This is a genomic window from Desulfovibrio sp. 86, from assembly GCF_902702915.1.
GTDB lineage: Bacteria > Desulfobacterota > Desulfovibrionia > Desulfovibrionales > Desulfovibrionaceae > Desulfovibrio.
The window spans coordinates 338769-355908 of record NZ_LR738849.1; the positions used below are offsets into that span (position 1 = coordinate 338769).

The window sequence follows — 17140 nt, forward strand, 5'->3', positions numbered from 1 at the left end:
ATGCCTGCCAGCGCGAGGACAACCGGAACCTTTCTTTTCAGGCGGGTGGCTCGCCAGGCAGACTACCGCAATACCCCAAATTACAACTACCTAGTATGCCGGAGTAGTTACAAAAAAGCGATGGCAAAAAAAACGAGCCTCTCCTTTCAAAGAAGAGGCTCGTTCAATGAGAAGCAGGTTACGAATGTTCAGGCTTCCCTGCGCCCGCTCCCGCAGCCGCCAGGGTCATTAAAGATTCACTTTTCCCTAAAGGATGTATTGCGTCAGGTCCTGATCGTTGCGCACGTCCTGGAGGTGCTCGGCCACATAGGCCTTGTTGACCACAACTTGCGCGCCCGGCATGTCCGGGGCGTCAAAAGAAATGTCGGACAGTATTTTTTCCATGATGGTGTACAGACGGCGCGCGCCGATATTTTCCGAGCGGGAATTGATGTCCTCGGCAAAGGCGGCAACTTCTTCCAGTCCGTCCTGGGTAAAGCTCAAGCGTATCTGCTCTGTGCCCAGCAGGGCTTCATACTGCTTGGTGAGGGCATTGTCCGGCTCGGTAAGAATGCGGAAAAACTCTTCGCGCCCCAGGGGCTGAAGTTCCACGCGCAAGGGAAAACGCCCCTGCAGTTCCGGGATCATATCCGATGGCTTGCTGAAGTGGAACGCGCCCGCCGCAATAAACAGCACATGATCCGTGCGGATCATGCCGTACTTGGTATTCACGGAACTGCCCTCCACAATGGGCAGCAGGTCACGCTGCACGCCTTCGCGCGAAATATCCGAGGTGCGGTTTTGTGATGAACTGGCGATCTTGTCTATTTCGTCGATAAAGATGATGCCGGTCTGCTCCACCCTTTCCTTGGCGCGCTCCACCAGGGCGTCCTGATCAACGAGCTTGCCGGACTCTTCCTGCACAAGCACGTTGAAAGCGTCGCGAACCTTCATCTTGCGGCGGCTGCGCTTGGGCGGAAAGGCCTTGCTGAACATGTCCTTGACCTGGCCCCCCATCTGCTCCATGCCGGGGATGGCAAAAATGTCCACCCCGCCGCCGCCCATCTCCGTCACTTCCATTTCAACTTCGCGTGTGTCCAGAAACCCGAGGCGGAACTGCTGCAGCAATTTTTCGCGCGTGGAGGAGCGGTCTTCCAACCCGAAGGAACTGGGCAGCAAAAGGTCCATCAGGCGCGATTCCGCAGCGGCTTCGGCGGCTTTGCGCACGCGGGAGTTTTCCTCGTCGCGCACAAGGTTTATGCCGATCTCCATCAGATCGCGCACCATAGACTCCACATCCCGCCCCACGTAGCCTACTTCGGTGAACTTGGTGGCCTCCACCTTGACAAAGGGCGCGCCCGAAAGCTTGGCCAGGCGACGCGCGATTTCGGTTTTGCCCACGCCGGTCGGCCCCATCATGATAATGTTCTTGGGCGAAACCTCGTCGCGCAGATCAAGCGGCAGATGTTGCCTGCGCCAGCGGTTACGCACGGCAACGGCAACCATGCGCTTGGCCTGTTCCTGGCCCACGACAAATTTATTCAGCTCGGACACGATCTCACGGGGGGTCAAGGTGCTCATCGATTGCTCCTGATAAGTTTGCTCTGTCTGTCAATATAGGCACTGCAACCCATCTGGCAATGGTGTGCTGCAAATTTGGCGTGACGGGCCTGCCGCATGACATAAAAATGTCGCCATTCTTCCCTCGACGGCATGCAATGGATTTGCCATGATGCAGTTCTGAAGGGCGGCGTCTCCTGAATAACGCATGGCTTGGCCCGCGCTTGTTGATAACAATTATTGACTATCCAGAGCACTTGTAGCACAATGGCTCCATAAACAAAGGCACAAGGAGTTCCGTATGAATACAGTCACTTTCAAGGGCACACCTCTCCATCTCATGGGCAACCGGCCTGCGGTCGGGCAAAAAGCCCCGGACTTTACCCTGGCCGCCAACGACCTCAGCCCCCGCAGCCTCAAGGACTATGCGGGCAAGGTGCTGGTGCTGGTAAGCGTGCCCTCCCTTGATACTCCTACATGCGATATGGAAGTGCGCCGCTTCAACAAGGAAGCCGCCGCCCTTTCCGACAAGGTGCGCATCGTGGCCGTAAGCTGCGACCTGCCCTTTGCCCAGGCCCGCTGGTGCGGCGCTGCGGGCGTTCAGTCTGTCGAAACCCTCTCTGACTACAAAGAAAGAAGCTTCGGCAAGGACTATGGCCTGCTTATTGACGAGCTGCGCCTGCTGGCCCGCGCCATCGTGGTTGTGGCCCCTGACGGCACGGTCGCCTATACTCAGCTTGTTCCTGAAGTTGCCAGTGAGCCGGATTATGACGCGGCCCTGGCCGCCGTGAAAAAACTTGCATAACTGCGCGGGCACACTGCCCTTCCTTGCCAGCGCATAGTGAAAGCCTCCCTGTCGTGACAGGGAGGCTTTCTTGTAAGCACTCTTGGCCCGCGCGCACCTGGGGCACTTCGTGGCAAGTATTTTCAGAACAATCCCTACAGAGCAGTTAACTCATTTCATTCGTATACTGCTCTAGCGGCGCTTCAGGCGCTTTTCCGGCCCCCGCGCAGACTGGCCACCAGGGCGCTCACGCCAAACCAGCAGCACGACACAAGAATCACGGTAGCCCCGCTGGCCGTGGACATCCATTCCTGCGCTGAAAGCACAAGACCGATAAAGGCCGAGCTCAGCCCCACAACCAGCGCCCACCAAAACATGCCGCCAGCCGTGGAGGCCAGATTTCTGGCCGTGGCCGCTGGCACGATGAGCAGGGCCGTCACAAGCAGCACCCCCACCGCCCATACGGAAAACATGACCACAAGGGCCAGCAGCGCCGCAAAAACATACTGCCACAGGGCAACGCGCACGCCGTGCACACGGGCCATGACGGGGTTCAGGGCGATATACAGCAGTCTGTTGTAGCCCACTACCTGAAAAAGCAGCATGGCGAAAAAGAGCAGCAGCAGAAAACCCGTCTCGGCTTCCGTAATGGTGAGAATGTCGCCGTACAAAAAGCGCTGCATGTCGCGCCCCACCCCTGGGGCACGGCTGACCACGGCCAGACCAAAGGCCACCACCGCAGAGAACACAATGCCTATGACCGTATCGCCGGAAAGATTGCTGCGCCGCCGCACGGCCATGATGCCCAACCCCACCAGAACGCCGAAAATCGGCATGGAAATACGCGGGTTTATGGCCAGAATAAGGCCAAGGGCCACTCCGGCGAAGGCTGAATGACCGATGGCGTCGGAGAAAAAGGCCATGCGAAAGCTGATGACCTCCACCCCAAGCACCGACGCCATGGGGGCCAACAAAAGCAGGCCTAACATGGCCTGCTGCATGAAGCGCATTTGCAGGCAGTCCAGCGGCAGGCGGCCCAAAAGATCATAGATACAAGTCAGATCAGGCATGCCCAGCCTCCCCGGAGGCTGCGCCGCCGCCCGTGCCTTTGCCCGCGTGTCCGTCCGGGCCACTATCTTGCGTCAACGCCCCCTCCCTTGTCGTCTTTGCGCCGCCACGGCGCTGTATGCTGGCATAGGCAGGCAGCAGCCGTTCCGGCGCGCACACGGCCCCGCACTGGGGACAGGCCGATTCAGCGGAGTCGCACTGGTCAGGATACAGATGGATGGGCACGCCAAAAAGCTGCATGAGAATAGACGCGTTAAGGGCCTCATGGGGCGCGCCCTCGGCGCAGACTTTTTTGTTGAGGCATATGACGTGGGTCGCGTAGTGGGCTGCCAGCGACAGGTTATGACTGACAATTATCTGGGTAAAGCCCTGCTCCATGCGGACTTTGTTCAACACTTCCCAGAACAGCCGCTCGCCTTGCACATCGACTCCGGCGGCAGGCTCGTCGAGCACCAGCAGCCGGGGTTCGCGGCCAAGGGCCGCTGCCAGCAGCACCCGGCGCATTTCGCCGCCAGAAAGATCGCTCACCCGCCTGTCCTCAAGTTGTTCGGCCTGCACCAGACGTAACAGCCTGCGCGCCTCTGCGCGCACAGAATGGCTGAGGCCGAACCACAGGGGGCGGCGCTGGCGGTTGAGCGCCAAAAATTCCCCCACGCGCAGGGGCAGGCTGGCGTCCATATGAAGATACTGCGGCACATAGGCCGTGCGCGGCAGGCCGGACTGGCCTGCCGCCTCAATACGGCCCGAATAGCTCATCTCGCCAATAAGACAGAGCAACAGCGTGGTCTTGCCAGCGCCGTTGGGGCCCACAAGCACGGTGCTGCTGCCCGCGGGCACCGTGGCGCACACATCCTCAAGGATGAGCCTTCCGCCACGACACACGCAGACATGGTCAAAAACAAGGGCAGGAGCGGTAGTGTCAGCGCGGCTCAAAATACTTCTCAAGAATGTTGATGTTGTTATTCATGGTTTTTTCATAGTGGTCCAGCGAAGGACTGGTCGGGCCCGAAGCCAGGGAATCCAGTTGCGCCGCGGGTATGCCCACCTCGCGGGCCAGAACTTGCACGGCCTTGTCCGAGTACTGAGGTTCGCTGGCAATGAGGGCGGGCTTGTGTTCCCGCAGTATCTTGGCCACCTTGATAATACGTCCCGCCGAAGGCTGGGCTTCCTCGTCCTCCTGAATAACGGCAACCACTTCCAGGCCACCGTCACGCGCCATATAGGCCAGAGCGTCATGCATAAGCGCTATGCCTTTGTTGGGGGCCTTGGCGCCCAGAATGGCAAGGCGCTCGCTCAGGCCCAGCAGAACCTTTTCATACGCGCTGGCGTTGGATTCATACGACGCGGCGTTCTGGGGGTCGGCCTTGGCCAGGCCCTGAGCCATGTTTTTCACCATAACGGCCGCCAGACGGGGGCTTGCAAAGGCATGGGGGTTGACGCCGCCGTGGTCGTGATGGTGGCCGTCATGGTCCTCATCCCCTTCCTCGTGGGCGCTGTCTTCCTTCAGGGGGGTGATGCCCGCGCTGCTGTCCACCACGACAAGGCCGGGCTTGGCATTGGGCAAGGCCTTGAGCATAAAATCGTCCAGACCGAGACCGTTGAGCAGCAGCACATCTGCCTGGGCCAGCTTCTGCATGTCCTTGGGGGTCAGGGCGTAGTCATGCGGGCAACCTGTCTGGGCCGGGATAAGCAGATCGACCTGCGCGCCGGGATTGGACTGAACCACATTTCGCGCCAGAAGGTATACGGGGTATGTCGTTGCAAGAATGCGCAATTTTCCTTGGCCTGCCGCAGCCGAAGCATCTTGCGGCAGGAGCAGACCGGCACTGGCGAAGCAGGCTGCCATCATGATGGCGGCAGCACTGAAACGAAAAAGCGTAAATATCTTTTTTTTCATGGTATTACTCCATTTCACCAAGTCAGCATTCTTGGTTATGCTTCCACTATGGCCCTGTCAAGGCCGCCAAATCTGGCATAGCGGCAAACGGAGGATGACGGGAAGCCCCCAGAGCGGCCTCCCGTCATATCCGGCATAAATCAATGAGCACGGGCAGATTACCTTGAAGAATATGCATTCTGAAGGTATTGGCGCGCCCGCCTCGGCCCGCGACAGCGCAATCAACTGCGAGTACGTGCTCAGGCGAACGCCTGCTCCGGCAGAAGCCAGGGCCTTTTCAAGGTAAAATGGCTCTATCCCGCTTTTCCCCGGGGCGCGTGGCGAATGAACGTGCCGTCCTCCAGTTCAAAGAAGGCCTGTCGCAGTTCTTCATCCGTGTTCATGACAATGGGCCCGCCCCAGGCCACCGGCTCATGCAGGGGCGCACCGGAAACCAGGACAAAATGCGCGCCTTCAGATCCGCCCACAAGGCTCAGGCTGTCCCCCGGCGTAAACAGGCAGGCATTGCGATGGGGAATTTCGCCACCGCCGCCGGCAAGCTCGCACTCCCCTTCAACCATATAGGCAAAGACGGTATCCTGCGGTCTGGTGGCTATGGTCCAGAGCGCGCCGGGCTTCAACGTCACGTCCAGAAAGACCACATCAACGTAATCGCCCCTGGTGGCTCCGGCAACGCCATTATAGTCTCCGGCCACCACCGCCACCAACGCCCCGCCGTCTTCCACTCTGGGAACCATTTCAGACCGGATGTCCCTGTATTCTGGATCAACCATCTTGCGGGCGCGCGGCAGGTTAATCCAGAGTTGCAGGCCCAGCATGCGGCGTGAGGGCTGAGGCATTTCCTGGTGCAAAATGCCGCTGCCCGCCGTCATCCACTGGCAACCGCCGTCCACAATGCTTCCGGCATTGCCGAGGCTGTCTTCATGATCTATGCGGCCCCGCATAAGGTAGGTAAAGGTTTCAATGCCCCGGTGCGGATGGGTGGGAAAGCCCTTGGTGTAATCGTCAGGATTTTCAGAATCAAAGGCGTCCAGCATAAGAAAAGGATCAAAATCGCGTACTGTGGGTGAACCAAGTACGCGCACAAGGTGTACGCCTGCGCCGTCAATGGCCTTTCGGCCCGTGACCAGCTCGGCAATGGCTCGCTTTTTCATGGTAACTCCTTTGGGCAGGCTTGCTCGGATGTGAAAAGCTTGCCGATACAGACGGAATGCTGTACCTGAAAAGGCATGCTTCCGCCTTTATGGCCTGCAAGTCCTGCTTCGCTTTTTCAGCAAAGCAGAAAACAGCGCCGGGAGCAACCGCCCGCAGTGCATTGTGTCGCAAAATAGCTTTTACAGGCGTCCATCGCCAGCCCGAAAACATGCCTACCCCTTTTTCACTCCCGGTCCTGCTGCTCGTGTTCGCCATCCTCTGCCCCGTGACGGGATCAGCGAATGATGCCGCCGACAACCGCGCCACGCCCGAACAACAAGCTGACGCGCCAGCCGAAACCGTTGCAAAAACCCTTGCCCCGTCGCCCGGACCCGAACCGGGCCATACTGAGGAACAGGCCTCCAACAAAGAGCGGGCCGAAAAAACGCTTCAGCAACAGGCGGGAGGCAACAGCGAGGCCATTGATGCGAACAGCGCCACGCCGCCAGAGACACCCGCCGAGGCCCTGCCGCCCACGCTGCACCCGCAAGAACTGCCGCCGCTCAAAGAAATGATAACGTCTGGCTTTGGCCCGCGCCGCATGCCCACATGGCTGAGCCGCCGTGGCATGGTGGTGCGGGACCACACCGGCATCGACCTGCGCGCCCACCAGAACTGGCCGGTAGTGGCCTTTCGCGGCGGCACGGTCATCCTCGCGGGCAATGACGGAATGTCGGGCATTGTGGTGGACATCCGCCAGGATGACGGCATGACGGCGCGTTACGCCCATTTGGGAAAAACGCTGGTGCGCAAAGGGCAGGAGGTAACGCAGGGGACGCCCGTGGGGTTGGTGGGCTGCACAGGCCGCACAACCGGCGCTCATCTGCACTTCGGCCTGCGGGACGCTTCGGGCAAGCTTGTGGACCCGCTGCCCTTCCTCAGCAGGGGCGAAGACCTTTTGCGCCCGGCCCCGGAAGACATACCGGATCAACTCACGCCGCAAACCTGCGGCCCAGTGACGCGGGGGCCTGACGGCCGCCCGGCGCGGGCGGGGCGCAGCCTCAAGGATCTCAAGGCGCTTGAAAATTTTGCTCCGCCGCCCATCCCCCTCTGGAAGGAACGGCGCTGACAGCCAGTTGTGCAACAGCTCTTTGGCTTATGGGGTTACGGCCTGGCGCAGTTCGGTCTGCGAAATTCGGTCCGGCGCGCTATGCCCGAAGCAGTTCGGCCCGGAGCGGTTCGGCCCGGCGCATTATGCCCGGGCGTTTCTTCTGCCCCTTTTTCGCGCCGCACCTGGGCGTTGCGAGTTTTGCCTGTGGGCGGTCAGCAGTGCCAGACCGAGCGTGAGCAGCATCTGCCCGGCAAACAGCGTGGGATCACGGTCCATAACGGCGGCCCCGCATACGAGCGCCGCCCCCGCCGCCATAAGAAGTCTGCGCCGAAAATACAGGCCCAGAGCCTGAACGCTGATTCCCAAAACCAGCATCAGGCCCCAGGCCCATAAAAAAGCAGCGTCGGAAGACAGCCAGTACACCTGCGGCTGATCCGCCAACAGCAGCCCTGCGGCAGAAACGCCACCACCGCTGCCGTGAAGCAGTTTTTCAGCGGCGTCGGCCATAACAGGGCTGTCCGGCACAGGCTATTCCCACACCAGGGCGCACCATTCCCCGTCCAGAACGCGGCGGGGCTTGGGCAGGCACTGGGCCGTATAGGCTTCTTCCACGCTGTCGGCCTGAATCTCCAGCAGCCCAGAAAGGATAAGGCATGCGCCGGGCTTGCAGGCGCGCACGATCAGCGGCGCAAGCTCGATCAGCGGGCGGGCCAGAATATTGGCCAGCACGAGATCATAGGTTTTGCCCGGCACGGCATCTATGCTGCCCTGCCGCACTTCAAAGTCTTCCACATGATTGAGCACGCGGTTTTCCAGAGCGTTTTCCACCGCGAGGACATCAATGTCGAGTCCTTCGCCCTTGAGCCCGCTTTTGCAGCAGGCAATGCCAAGCACGCCGGAGCCTGTACCCAGGTCCAGAAAAGTTTCGCCCGGCGACACGCGCCCGGCGTCGAGCAGGTCGCTCAGCACCATAAGGCACAGGGCTGTGGTCGCATGATGCCCCGTGCCGAAAGCGCTTTTGGGTTCAATAAGCACTTTTGTGCGGTCAGGAAAGTCCTCACTGTCGGCCAGCCAGGGGGGCAAGACCACAAAGCGCCTGCCGCAGGGCACGGGCGTGAAAAACTGCCGCCAGGCAGCCAGCCAATCCTGCGCTTCAAGCTCGTGGACAGTACATTTTGCGCCGGGAATGCGCCCTTCGATGACGCTGCGCAAACCCGCAATGAAGTCGGCATTCTCGCAATGCACGCGAAAGCGGCTTTCGCCCGTGGGCAAGCTTTCTTCTTCCCACCCAAAGGACACTTCAAGGGTCAGAAGGCCCACGGCAAGGTCATAGGCATCTTCGCCCACAATTATCTCAAGCTGAAAAATAGTGTTCATGCTCCATCTCTGTTTTGCTGTGACAGGTCGAAAATCCCTTTCACCATGCCAGATTTTGCCTTTGCGGTCGAGTGCGTCCTGTCGGTGCGGCCCGGAATCCGGGCGACGCGCCTGCCTGATGCATGGCCCGATGCATGGCCCCATTCCTGGCCTCGCGCAACCATCTGTCGCGGAATCACATGCCGTATTGCCATGCAGGGCAATTCCGAGTAAAAAAATGGATTGCAAGCCCGCTGTAATCCGCCTTTTTCCAGAGCACTTTCACCTTGAAACGCCTCTGGGGACTGCGGGATCAGGCGCTCGCCGTAAAGGCGCAAGCGCAGCTTGAGCCTGTGCCCGCAAGGCTTGCCTGAACCGTTGACGGAACCGTCTTCCGGGGCAGGACAGCCTTGCCACGGATGCAGCACCGCTAGTTATCTGCACTGTTACGCGCCGAAGCGGCGTGTCAAAAATTTTGGGAACCTACGTTCTCAAAGGTACTTTGCTCCAAGGAAAACACATGCCCACAAGCACGGAAGAACTGGAAAACCTTCTCGCCGTGATCCGCGACGATTTTGATGTGGATTTCGAGCCCATGCAGGTTGATGAAAATCCCCTGCAAATCCTGTCCATCCATAACATGCAGTCTCACCTGGACAAGCTGCTGCAAAAACGCGCCATCCGCGATCCGCTGAAAGACCTGCCCCTCTGGGCCAAGGTATGGCCCGGCTCCTTTGTGCTGGGTCGCCTGCTGCGTAAATACGAACCGCAGGGTAAAAGCCTGCTGGAACTGGGCGCGGGCTGTGGCGTGCTCAGCCTTGTGGCGGCCCGCTACGGCTTCAGCCGCATCGTGCTCAGCGACGTGGTTGAGGAGGCCCTGCGCTTTGCCCGTGCCAACGTATTGCGCAACGACCTTCAGGACATCGTGGAAGTCGCCCGCGTGGATGTGACCGCCCCTGGCCGCGACCCGCGTTTCAGCCAGGGATTTGACATCATGGCCGCTTCGGAAATTCTTTATCTTGAAGAACTGCACAGACCGCTGGTAAAGTTTGTTGACCGCCATCTGGCCCCAGGCGGCAAGGCCCTGTTCTGCACAGACATGGCCCGCGCCAAACCCCATTTCGCCAAGCTGGCCGCGAAAACTTTCAAGGTGACCGAAGGCCGCATTGGCGTCAAAACTCACGATGATAACGGCGAGGAACAACGCCGCATTTACAGCATCCTGATTCTGGAGCGCTCATGAACAGCCACCTGCCTTGCATTCATCTGGCCCCCTGCCCCAAGGGCTATACCCGCGACCTCGACAAGACCATGAGCCCGCCGCAGACCATTGCGCGCGTGAAGCAACGTCTGGCTGAGGCCGACCTGGACATTCTGGCCCGCACCACAAGGGTGGACGTGAACCGGCTGGGCATTCCCGTATTTTTGAGCGTGTGCGGCGCGGATGCCCGGCGCGTCATGCCCACCCGCAAACAGATGGGCAAGGGTTCCTCACCGGAGCAGGCCGAAGCATCTGCCCTTATGGAGCTGATGGAACGCTTTGCCTTTTTCAGCTTCTGGCAGGATCGCCCGTACATGGTGCGCGCCACGTGGAGCGAGGCTGAAGCCCGCTTTGGCGAAGCCCTGCTGCCTCTGGATGAAATGCTGCGCTCTGTCAACGAAGAGATGGACGCCACAAAAGCGCGCAGGGTGCTGGACCTTATCAGTTGGAACTTCTATCCGGCCACGCGCCTGCCCGATGAAAGCACGGTATGGCTGCCCCTTGACTGGTTCAAGCTGCTGGGCGAATTCAACGGCACCTCGGCGGGCAACAGCGCGGAGGAATCCCTGCTTCAAGGCCTCAGCGAACTGATCGAACGCCACGTCTGCTGCCTGGTGGACCGCGAACGCCTCGCCACCCCCACCATTGATCCCGCCACCTGCCAGGATCCCGTGCTCTGCCAGCTGCTTGAAGCTTTTGCCAGAGAAGGCGTGCACATCATACTCAAGGACTTTTCCCTGAACATGCCCCTGCCCACGGTGGCGGCCATTGCCTGGGATCCGTCCACACTGGGCCAGAGTTCGGAAATCGTGTTCACGGCGGGCACGGCGGCCTCTCCGGCCAAGGCGGCCATCCGCGCCGTCACCGAAGTGGCCCAGCTTGCGGGAGATTTTTGCACCAGCGCCTGCTACGAAGCGTCCGGCCTGTCCAAGTTCAACACCCTTCAAGAAGCGGCGTGGCTGTTCGAAGGCCCCTCCGTCAGCCTGGACAGCCTGCCCACGGTGGAAGACAGCGACATCCGGCAGGAACTGCTCACGGCTCTCGACGGCTTGCGCCCCATGACCATGTACGCGGTGGAAACGACCCATCAGCGCCTTGGCATTCCCACGCACTATACCATCGTGCCCGGCATGGCCTTCAGGGAGCGTGACCGCAATCAGAGCCTGGGCCTTTTTGTAGGCCGCAAGCTGGTGGAAGAGGCCGATGCCGCCACCGCTCTGGACGGCCTCAAGGTTCTTGAAGAATGCTATCCCAAGGCGCATTTTCTGCCTTTTTTCAGGGGAATGCTGGCCCTGCGCGCCGAGGACTGGACCAGTGCCCGCGATCTGTTCGCCGAGGCCATGCCCCTGCAGCCCGACGCTGACGCCAAGGCTCTGGCGGCCTTTTATCAGGGGTATACCGACACCCTTCAGGGCCAGTGGGCCGAAGCCATCCCCGCACTGGCCAAGGCTGTGGAACTGTGCCCGGAAATGAAGGAATACGGAAACCTTCTGGGCGTGGCCCATTTCAAGACCGGCAACTACGCAATGGCTGCCGATGCTTTTGCCGCCGTGCTGCGCGTGGACAAGGGCTCTGCCATGGATCTGGCAAACCTTGGCCTGTGCGAAAAATTCATGGGCAAGAATGATGAAGCCTGGCGGCATCTGACCGCGGCGCTTGAACTAGATCCCGGTCTGGATTTTGCCCGGCAGCATCTGGCCCAGTTGGAGGGATAACCCGGCTGACGCCAGCCGGAGCAATTTCACCTTGAAATGTTTTGTGGGGGAGGCGACCCTTTTTCAAAAGGGTCGCCTCCCCCACTCCGCCATCCATAAGCGACCCAGCGATGGTATTGCGTGGCGCGGGAGGAAATTAGTCAGGCAGATACATATCTTCAACAATCTGCCTTTAGGAAGCACTAAGTAAAGAGCTTCTTGGAAACGCGCAGTTATTTCGTTTGGCAAGGCGCGAATTTTTTTTGAAACAGGAGTGGACTCTTCCGTCCTCGACTGTTTCAAAAAAAATGAAGCAACGCCGCCAAACCAAATAACTGTGCGTTTCCCTAAAAACCGTAAAATCCCAGTATACTGCGCGTCAGCACCACGCAGCGGGCCGACGTGCCTGGCACGGGCAAGGGGTTGGCCCCAGGGTCAACGCTGATGCGCACCGGGACATACATTGCGGGCTTGGCCGCTCCATCAACAGACTTGACCCCCTGCGCGCCTTGCTGACCAGTGGGGAGCGCCTGCGGCGCAAGAACATCCAGCACCGCGCCGCGCAGGCTCTGCCCGTCTTCAAGTTCAATGCGGCAGGGCTGTCCGGCCTGGATGAAATCCGCTCCTTCGCCTATGAAATAGGCCTGAACCCAGTAATTTTCCGTTACCGAAGCCCCTTCGGGCAAAAGCAGAACCAGGGCTTCGCCACGCTGCGCCGGCTGACCGGCAACGCCCAAAACCCGCAGCACACGGCTGTCAACGGGCGCGTACAGATTGGCGTCCACCACCACAGACGGCGTCGCCTGAGCACGGGAAGGCACGGGCGCGTACCGCTGCTGTGACGCCATCTGTTTGTAGCGCAGCATTTCCTGCCGGATGCGGCCAAGCTCCTGCTCCATGGCGGCGCGCATACGGCTGGCTTCTTCAAACTCCACCTTGGCCTGTTCCATATGCCTGCGGGCCTGCGCCTCGGCCTGACTGGCCTCGGCATACCTGCTTTTGCCGACGGATCGTTCACCGCCCTGGCTGTCAATGCCGCGCAGGCGCAATTGCAGCCGCACATGTGTGGACACGCGCTCCTGACGCAACTGCAGCTTGGCGTCTTCTTCATTTCTGGCCAGAGCAAGACGGCGCACCATATCCTGTTCCGCATCCTGCGCGGCCTTCAGTCTGGCGGCGGTTTCTTCCATGGTGGGCGGCCCGGCCATACCGCGCAAGGCTGCGGCTTCCCGCCCCGCCTCGCCAAGCCTGCCCTGATAGGCCCTGGCGTTCATGCGCAGCAGGGGCTGCCCGCGTCGCACCCTGTCCCCCTCCTTGACATAAAAAGCTTCCACCGGGGCGGAAAATTCCGGGGCGATCACATGCACCATGGCGTCCAGCATGGCCCGTTCGCTGGGCACACGCCCTTGGGCCAGCCACCAGAGCACGCCGACCGCGAGCAGCAACAAAAGCGCCCACAAAGGAATAAGGCGCAGCCACAAAGGCCGGGGACTGCCCTTTTTACGGGCGGGCATTTCGATATAAAGGGCTTCGGACATGACGATTCCTTGGCTTGAAGCGTGGCATTTGACCCTGAAAAATATATGCAGATACCGTACCAGATTTTGCAGCATGTTTATGGAAAACGCACTTTACAAGGACGGTGCCTACGCATACAAAGGCTGCAACGCCGCATTTCCCGGCTTCAATGTCAAAACTCCGCCAGGAGAACACACCATCATGTCCATCGCGCGTTTTTGCGTTCTGCTTTGTCTGGGCGGTCTGCTTTTTGGCTGCTCCACCCACCCTGTCGTTGTGGTTGAAAAAGATCAGTTTATCCGCATGGCCAGGGCCATGCCCAAGGAGCTCAAGGCTCGCAACCTGCTTGACGACCAGGGTTCCTATGTGGCCCCCATGTCGTTTGCTGGCTATAAAAGCTATGGCGATGTGCTTTTCCAGCGGCTTTCGCCATCGTTCATGTTTGGCGAGACCGCGCACGATGTGTACCTGGGCACCACCTTTGCCGCAACCATACTTCCTGACAGCCGCGTCAAGCACTGGGACAACGGTTTTAGCATCAGGCACGCCACGCAGACCCTTACCGTCAATATGGTGGCCATTGCCGACTGGAATAATGACGGACAGGATGAATGGATAGTTTCCTGCACGGTGGAACCACGCATGGGCGGAAAGACGCGCACCTACTACCTGCTCGTGCCCCCGCCGCAGAACAGCAGTGAAATACTCAAGGGCACCGTGGCCGCCATCAATGAATGCTTTGGCCTGTCCTGCACGGTCTTTATCCGCGACAGTAAGATCATTGAACGCACCGCGTCCAACCCGCTTGTGCCGCCCACCGAGGTGCATGACGTGGTGCCCGGCTTGCAGCCCGTCACCGAGCCGCCCCAAAAGGGCCCCGCAAAAGGCGGCCTGGAAGAGCGCAACCTGTAGGGTGAACCCACACCGCACAACAAAAAAACCCCGGCCATGGCCGGGGTTTTTTTGTCAGTGCTTCCTTAAATGCTCTAGTCACATACGCCGTCATGCTCCGCTCCGGCGGGCACGGTGCATGCTTCCTGACGTTTGCCGGTTCCGTTGCACTCAAAGCAGGTGGTATTATCCTGATTTTTCCCCGTGCCGGAGCAGGCGGGACAGGTGGTGTAGTCGTCGTTCATTTTTTTCTCAGCCATAGGAATCCTCCTTTTTCGGCTTATTGGTAATGCACCCTACCACACTTGCGGCAAAAGATACAGCCCGCCTGACGGCCAAAAGCCATCGGGCGGGCTGATGTAAGCGATCCGGTACTGGCTAGAGCATTTTAACTTTGAAAAAGTATAAATGCTCTAACGCTGCACGAAAGTGCAGCGCGCCACAACGTGGCGTGGATTCAGCCGCAAATCGCATTTACGGCTGAATGAGACCTTTGAAATGTGAAGCATTTCAAAGGTAATCTGGTCTAGAGCAATTTCTCTAGCGATGCTGTCGCCATCCGTAAGGTTTCTTCGTCGCCTAACGGTTGCCGCTTGAAATTGCTCTGCTGACGCGAAGGCGGCAGCCGCCACGAAGTGGCGTGGATTCTGGCGAGCTTTAGCCGTTGCGACGAAGGAAGCTACGGATTAAGACAGCAATTGGTTAATAGAGCGAGCAGCCTGCTGATGGCTGGCGCAAACCACGTTTTTCGCCAGAATGATGCATTGAAACAAGAAGTGTTTCAAAAGCAAAATGCTCTAGGATCGGCTGCGGGGCAAAAAGAGGTTGAGCACCACGCCCGTCACAGCCGCAAGGCCTATGCCGCCCAGCTTGAAACTGCCGATGCTGAACTGCATGCCGCCAACGCCAAAGATGATGATGAGAGCCACGATGATCATGTTTCTTGGCTCCATCAGGTCTTTTCCGGCGCGCACAAGGGTGTTCAGGCCCACCACCATGATGGCCCCGAAGAGCAGAATCATGATGCCACCCATGACCGGTACGGGTATGGACGACAGAAACGCGCCGATCTTGGACACAAAGGAGAGCAGAATGGCCGTCAGCGCCGCCCATGTCATGACGGCGGGGTTGAACACCCTTGTCAGGCTCACAGCGCCGATAACTTCAGCGTAGGTGGTGCAGGGCGGTCCGCCCACCATGCCCGCTACCATGGTGGCGACGCCGTCGCCAAACATGGTGGTGTGTACGCCGGGATCCTTGAGGTAATCCTTGCCAGTGATGGAGCTGATGGCCACAACGTCGCCAAAATGCTCAATGGCCGGGGCCAGGGTTATGGGCATGATGAAAAGGATGGGTTCCCAGGCAAATTCGGGAAAGGTAAAATGGGGCAGGCTCATCCACGGGGTGGCGACCACCTTTGTCCAGTCGCCGAGGCCAAGATACAGTGAAACCGCAAAACCGGCCGCAATGCCGCACAAGATGGGCATAAGGCGCAAAAAGCCCTTGCCCAGCAAAGACACCAGTACCGTGACCAGCAAGGATGTCATTGAAACCCACAAAGCCGTTTCTTCCGGCACAAGCTGCACCGCGCCGTCGCCGGTCTTGCCGAGAGCCATGTGCACCGCTACCGGGGCCAGAATCAGCCCGATAACCATGATGACAGGCCCGGTAACCACAGGCGGCAGCACGCGCAGCACCACATCAATGCCGCGCCAGCGGATGAGGCCGCTCAGGATAAAGTAGACAAAACCCGAAAAGACCAGGCCGCCGAGGGTCTGGGCCATGCCCCAGGTCTGCACCCCGTAAATGATGGGCGCAATAAAGGCAAAGGACGACGCAAGAAAGATGGGCACCTTGCCCCTGGTGCATACCTGAAACAGCAACGTGCCGACGCCAGCGGTAAACAGGGCCACATTGCTGTCCAGGCCGGTAAGAATGGGCACCAGCACCAATGCGCCAAAGGCCACAAAAAGCATCTGCGCGCCAATCAGGCAGTCCCTGAAGCGCAGGTTATAGTCGGTGGGCAGATATTCCCGCCGTGGGCTGGCTGAGCTCATATGCGGCCTCGATGGTGTTACAGGGTGGGTGCGAACCTACTTGGTGCCGAAAATACGGTCCCCGGCATCGCCGAGTCCAGGGATGATATAGCCGTTTTCATTGAGGTGGTCGTCAATGGCGGCGGTATATATATCCACATCAGGATGCGCCGCCTGTACTCTGGCGATGCCTTCCGGCGCGCAGACCAGATTGAGGCTGCAGATGTTGCGGCAGCCGTGGCGCTTCAAAAGTTCTATGGTGGCGATGAGCGAACCGCCCGTGGCCAGCATGGGGTCAAGAATAATGGCAAGACGCTGATCCATGTCGCTGGCGAGCTTGACGTAGTATTCCACCGGCTGCAGAGTTTCTTCATTGCGGTACAGGCCCACAACGCTGATCTTTGCGCCGGGTATCATGTCCAGCACGCCGTCCATAAGACCGATGCCTGCGCGCAGGATGGGCACAACAGTGACCTTCTTGCCGGAAATGGCCTCAATTTCAACAGGCCCGGCCCACCCTTGCACAGTGTGCTTTTCGGTGCGAAAACCCTTGGTGGCTTCATAAATAAGCAGACCCGCCACTTCATTGGAAACGCTGCGAAATTCGCTGGTGGAGGTGGATTCCATACGCAAAATGCCAATCTTGTGGCGAACAAGAGGATGATCTACAACGTAAACTGCCATGGAGCCTCCTTATGGGCATTGGCTAACGTGCTGTTTTAATGAGATATAAAACTGAATAAGGTTATTCTTGAGACGGCCGCTTGTCAAGCAATATGCATGCCCATAGGGCCACGCTCATCTTGCCGACTACTTCCTCTTGCGTGTGGCGGCAGATGGTGACAAAATAT

General features: G+C 59.2%; 16 protein-coding genes. 5 read left to right on the plus strand and 11 right to left on the minus strand.

The genetic code is table 11. The annotated features are described in order from the left end of the window. Nucleotides 1-246: 246 nt before the first annotated feature. Nucleotides 247-1560, minus strand: coding sequence for an ATP-dependent protease ATPase subunit HslU (gene hslU, locus DESU86_RS01405; RefSeq protein ID WP_179979412.1), 1314 nt, complete (start codon nt 1558-1560; stop codon nt 247-249). A gap of 280 nt (nt 1561-1840) precedes the next feature. Between hslU and tpx the strand changes: the two genes are divergently transcribed. Further along, nucleotides 1841-2344, plus strand: coding sequence for a thiol peroxidase (gene tpx, locus DESU86_RS01410; protein WP_179979413.1), 504 nt, complete (start codon nt 1841-1843; stop codon nt 2342-2344). Between the two features lie 182 nt (nt 2345-2526). Here the strand turns inward: tpx and DESU86_RS01415 are convergent, their stop codons facing one another. From DESU86_RS01415 to DESU86_RS01430, 4 genes are all read right to left on the minus strand, one after another. Further along, nucleotides 2527-3393 carry a metal ABC transporter permease gene (locus DESU86_RS01415; RefSeq protein ID WP_179979414.1) on the minus strand — a complete coding sequence of 289 codons (867 nt, stop codon included), beginning with the start codon at nt 3391-3393 and terminating at the stop codon, nt 2527-2529. Continuing rightward, nucleotides 3386-4324 (minus strand): metal ABC transporter ATP-binding protein, encoded by a 939-nt coding sequence (locus tag DESU86_RS01420; protein WP_179979415.1) that lies wholly within the window; start codon nt 4322-4324, stop codon nt 3386-3388. Before DESU86_RS01420 ends, DESU86_RS01415 begins: the two co-directional genes overlap by 8 nt. Beyond that, nucleotides 4311-5288 carry a metal ABC transporter substrate-binding protein gene (locus DESU86_RS01425; RefSeq protein ID WP_179979416.1) on the minus strand — a complete coding sequence of 326 codons (978 nt, stop codon included), beginning with the start codon at nt 5286-5288 and terminating at the stop codon, nt 4311-4313. Before DESU86_RS01425 ends, DESU86_RS01420 begins: the two co-directional genes overlap by 14 nt. A 293-nt stretch (nt 5289-5581) precedes the next feature. Further along, nucleotides 5582-6442, minus strand: coding sequence for a pirin family protein (locus DESU86_RS01430; protein ID WP_179979417.1), 861 nt, complete (start codon nt 6440-6442; stop codon nt 5582-5584). A gap of 209 nt (nt 6443-6651) precedes the next feature. On the opposite strand from DESU86_RS01430, the gene DESU86_RS14590 reads away from it, so the two are divergent. Next, nucleotides 6652-7551 carry a M23 family metallopeptidase gene (locus tag DESU86_RS14590; RefSeq protein ID WP_179979418.1) on the plus strand — a complete coding sequence of 300 codons (900 nt, stop codon included), beginning with the start codon at nt 6652-6654 and terminating at the stop codon, nt 7549-7551. Nucleotides 7552-7674: 123 nt separating this feature from the next. Here the strand turns inward: DESU86_RS14590 and DESU86_RS01440 are convergent, their stop codons facing one another. Further along, nucleotides 7675-8058: a hypothetical protein gene (locus DESU86_RS01440; RefSeq protein WP_179979419.1), complete on the minus strand. Its 384-nt coding sequence runs from the start codon at nt 8056-8058 to the stop codon at nt 7675-7677. A gap of 3 nt (nt 8059-8061) precedes the next feature. After that, a complete protein-coding gene (locus tag DESU86_RS01445; RefSeq protein ID WP_179979420.1) occupies nt 8062-8910 on the minus strand; it encodes a 50S ribosomal protein L11 methyltransferase in 849 nt (282 codons plus the stop codon). Between the two features lie 499 nt (nt 8911-9409). On the opposite strand from DESU86_RS01445, the gene DESU86_RS01450 reads away from it, so the two are divergent. After that, a complete protein-coding gene (locus DESU86_RS01450; protein ID WP_179979421.1) occupies nt 9410-10132 on the plus strand; it encodes a class I SAM-dependent methyltransferase in 723 nt (240 codons plus the stop codon). Continuing rightward, on the plus strand, nt 10129-11865 hold the full coding sequence (locus DESU86_RS01455) for a YcaO-like family protein (protein WP_179979422.1): 1737 nt from the start codon (nt 10129-10131) through the stop codon (nt 11863-11865). Before DESU86_RS01450 ends, DESU86_RS01455 begins: the two co-directional genes overlap by 4 nt. A 326-nt stretch (nt 11866-12191) precedes the next feature. Here DESU86_RS01455 and DESU86_RS01460 read toward each other — a convergent pair whose 3' ends face one another. Continuing rightward, nucleotides 12192-13382 carry an HlyD family secretion protein gene (locus tag DESU86_RS01460; RefSeq protein WP_179979423.1) on the minus strand — a complete coding sequence of 397 codons (1191 nt, stop codon included), beginning with the start codon at nt 13380-13382 and terminating at the stop codon, nt 12192-12194. A gap of 79 nt (nt 13383-13461) precedes the next feature. Between DESU86_RS01460 and DESU86_RS01465 the strand changes: the two genes are divergently transcribed. Continuing rightward, nucleotides 13462-14274: a hypothetical protein gene (locus DESU86_RS01465; protein ID WP_232088217.1), complete on the plus strand. Its 813-nt coding sequence runs from the start codon at nt 13462-13464 to the stop codon at nt 14272-14274. 74 nt (nt 14275-14348) lie between these two features. On the opposite strand, the gene DESU86_RS01470 is transcribed toward DESU86_RS01465, so the two are convergent. The 3 genes from DESU86_RS01470 to upp all read right to left on the minus strand — a co-directional run bounded on the left by DESU86_RS01470 (nt 14349) and on the right by upp (nt 16973). Beyond that, a complete protein-coding gene (locus tag DESU86_RS01470) occupies nt 14349-14513 on the minus strand; it encodes a chaperone protein (RefSeq protein WP_179979424.1) in 165 nt (54 codons plus the stop codon). Between the two features lie 537 nt (nt 14514-15050). Beyond that, nucleotides 15051-16310, minus strand: a complete 1260-nt coding sequence (locus DESU86_RS01475; protein ID WP_179979425.1) for a uracil-xanthine permease family protein — start codon at nt 16308-16310, stop codon at nt 15051-15053. Nucleotides 16311-16346: 36 nt separating this feature from the next. Further along, nucleotides 16347-16973 carry a uracil phosphoribosyltransferase gene (gene upp, locus DESU86_RS01480; protein ID WP_179979426.1) on the minus strand — a complete coding sequence of 209 codons (627 nt, stop codon included), beginning with the start codon at nt 16971-16973 and terminating at the stop codon, nt 16347-16349. Nucleotides 16974-17140: the final 167 nt, after the last annotated feature.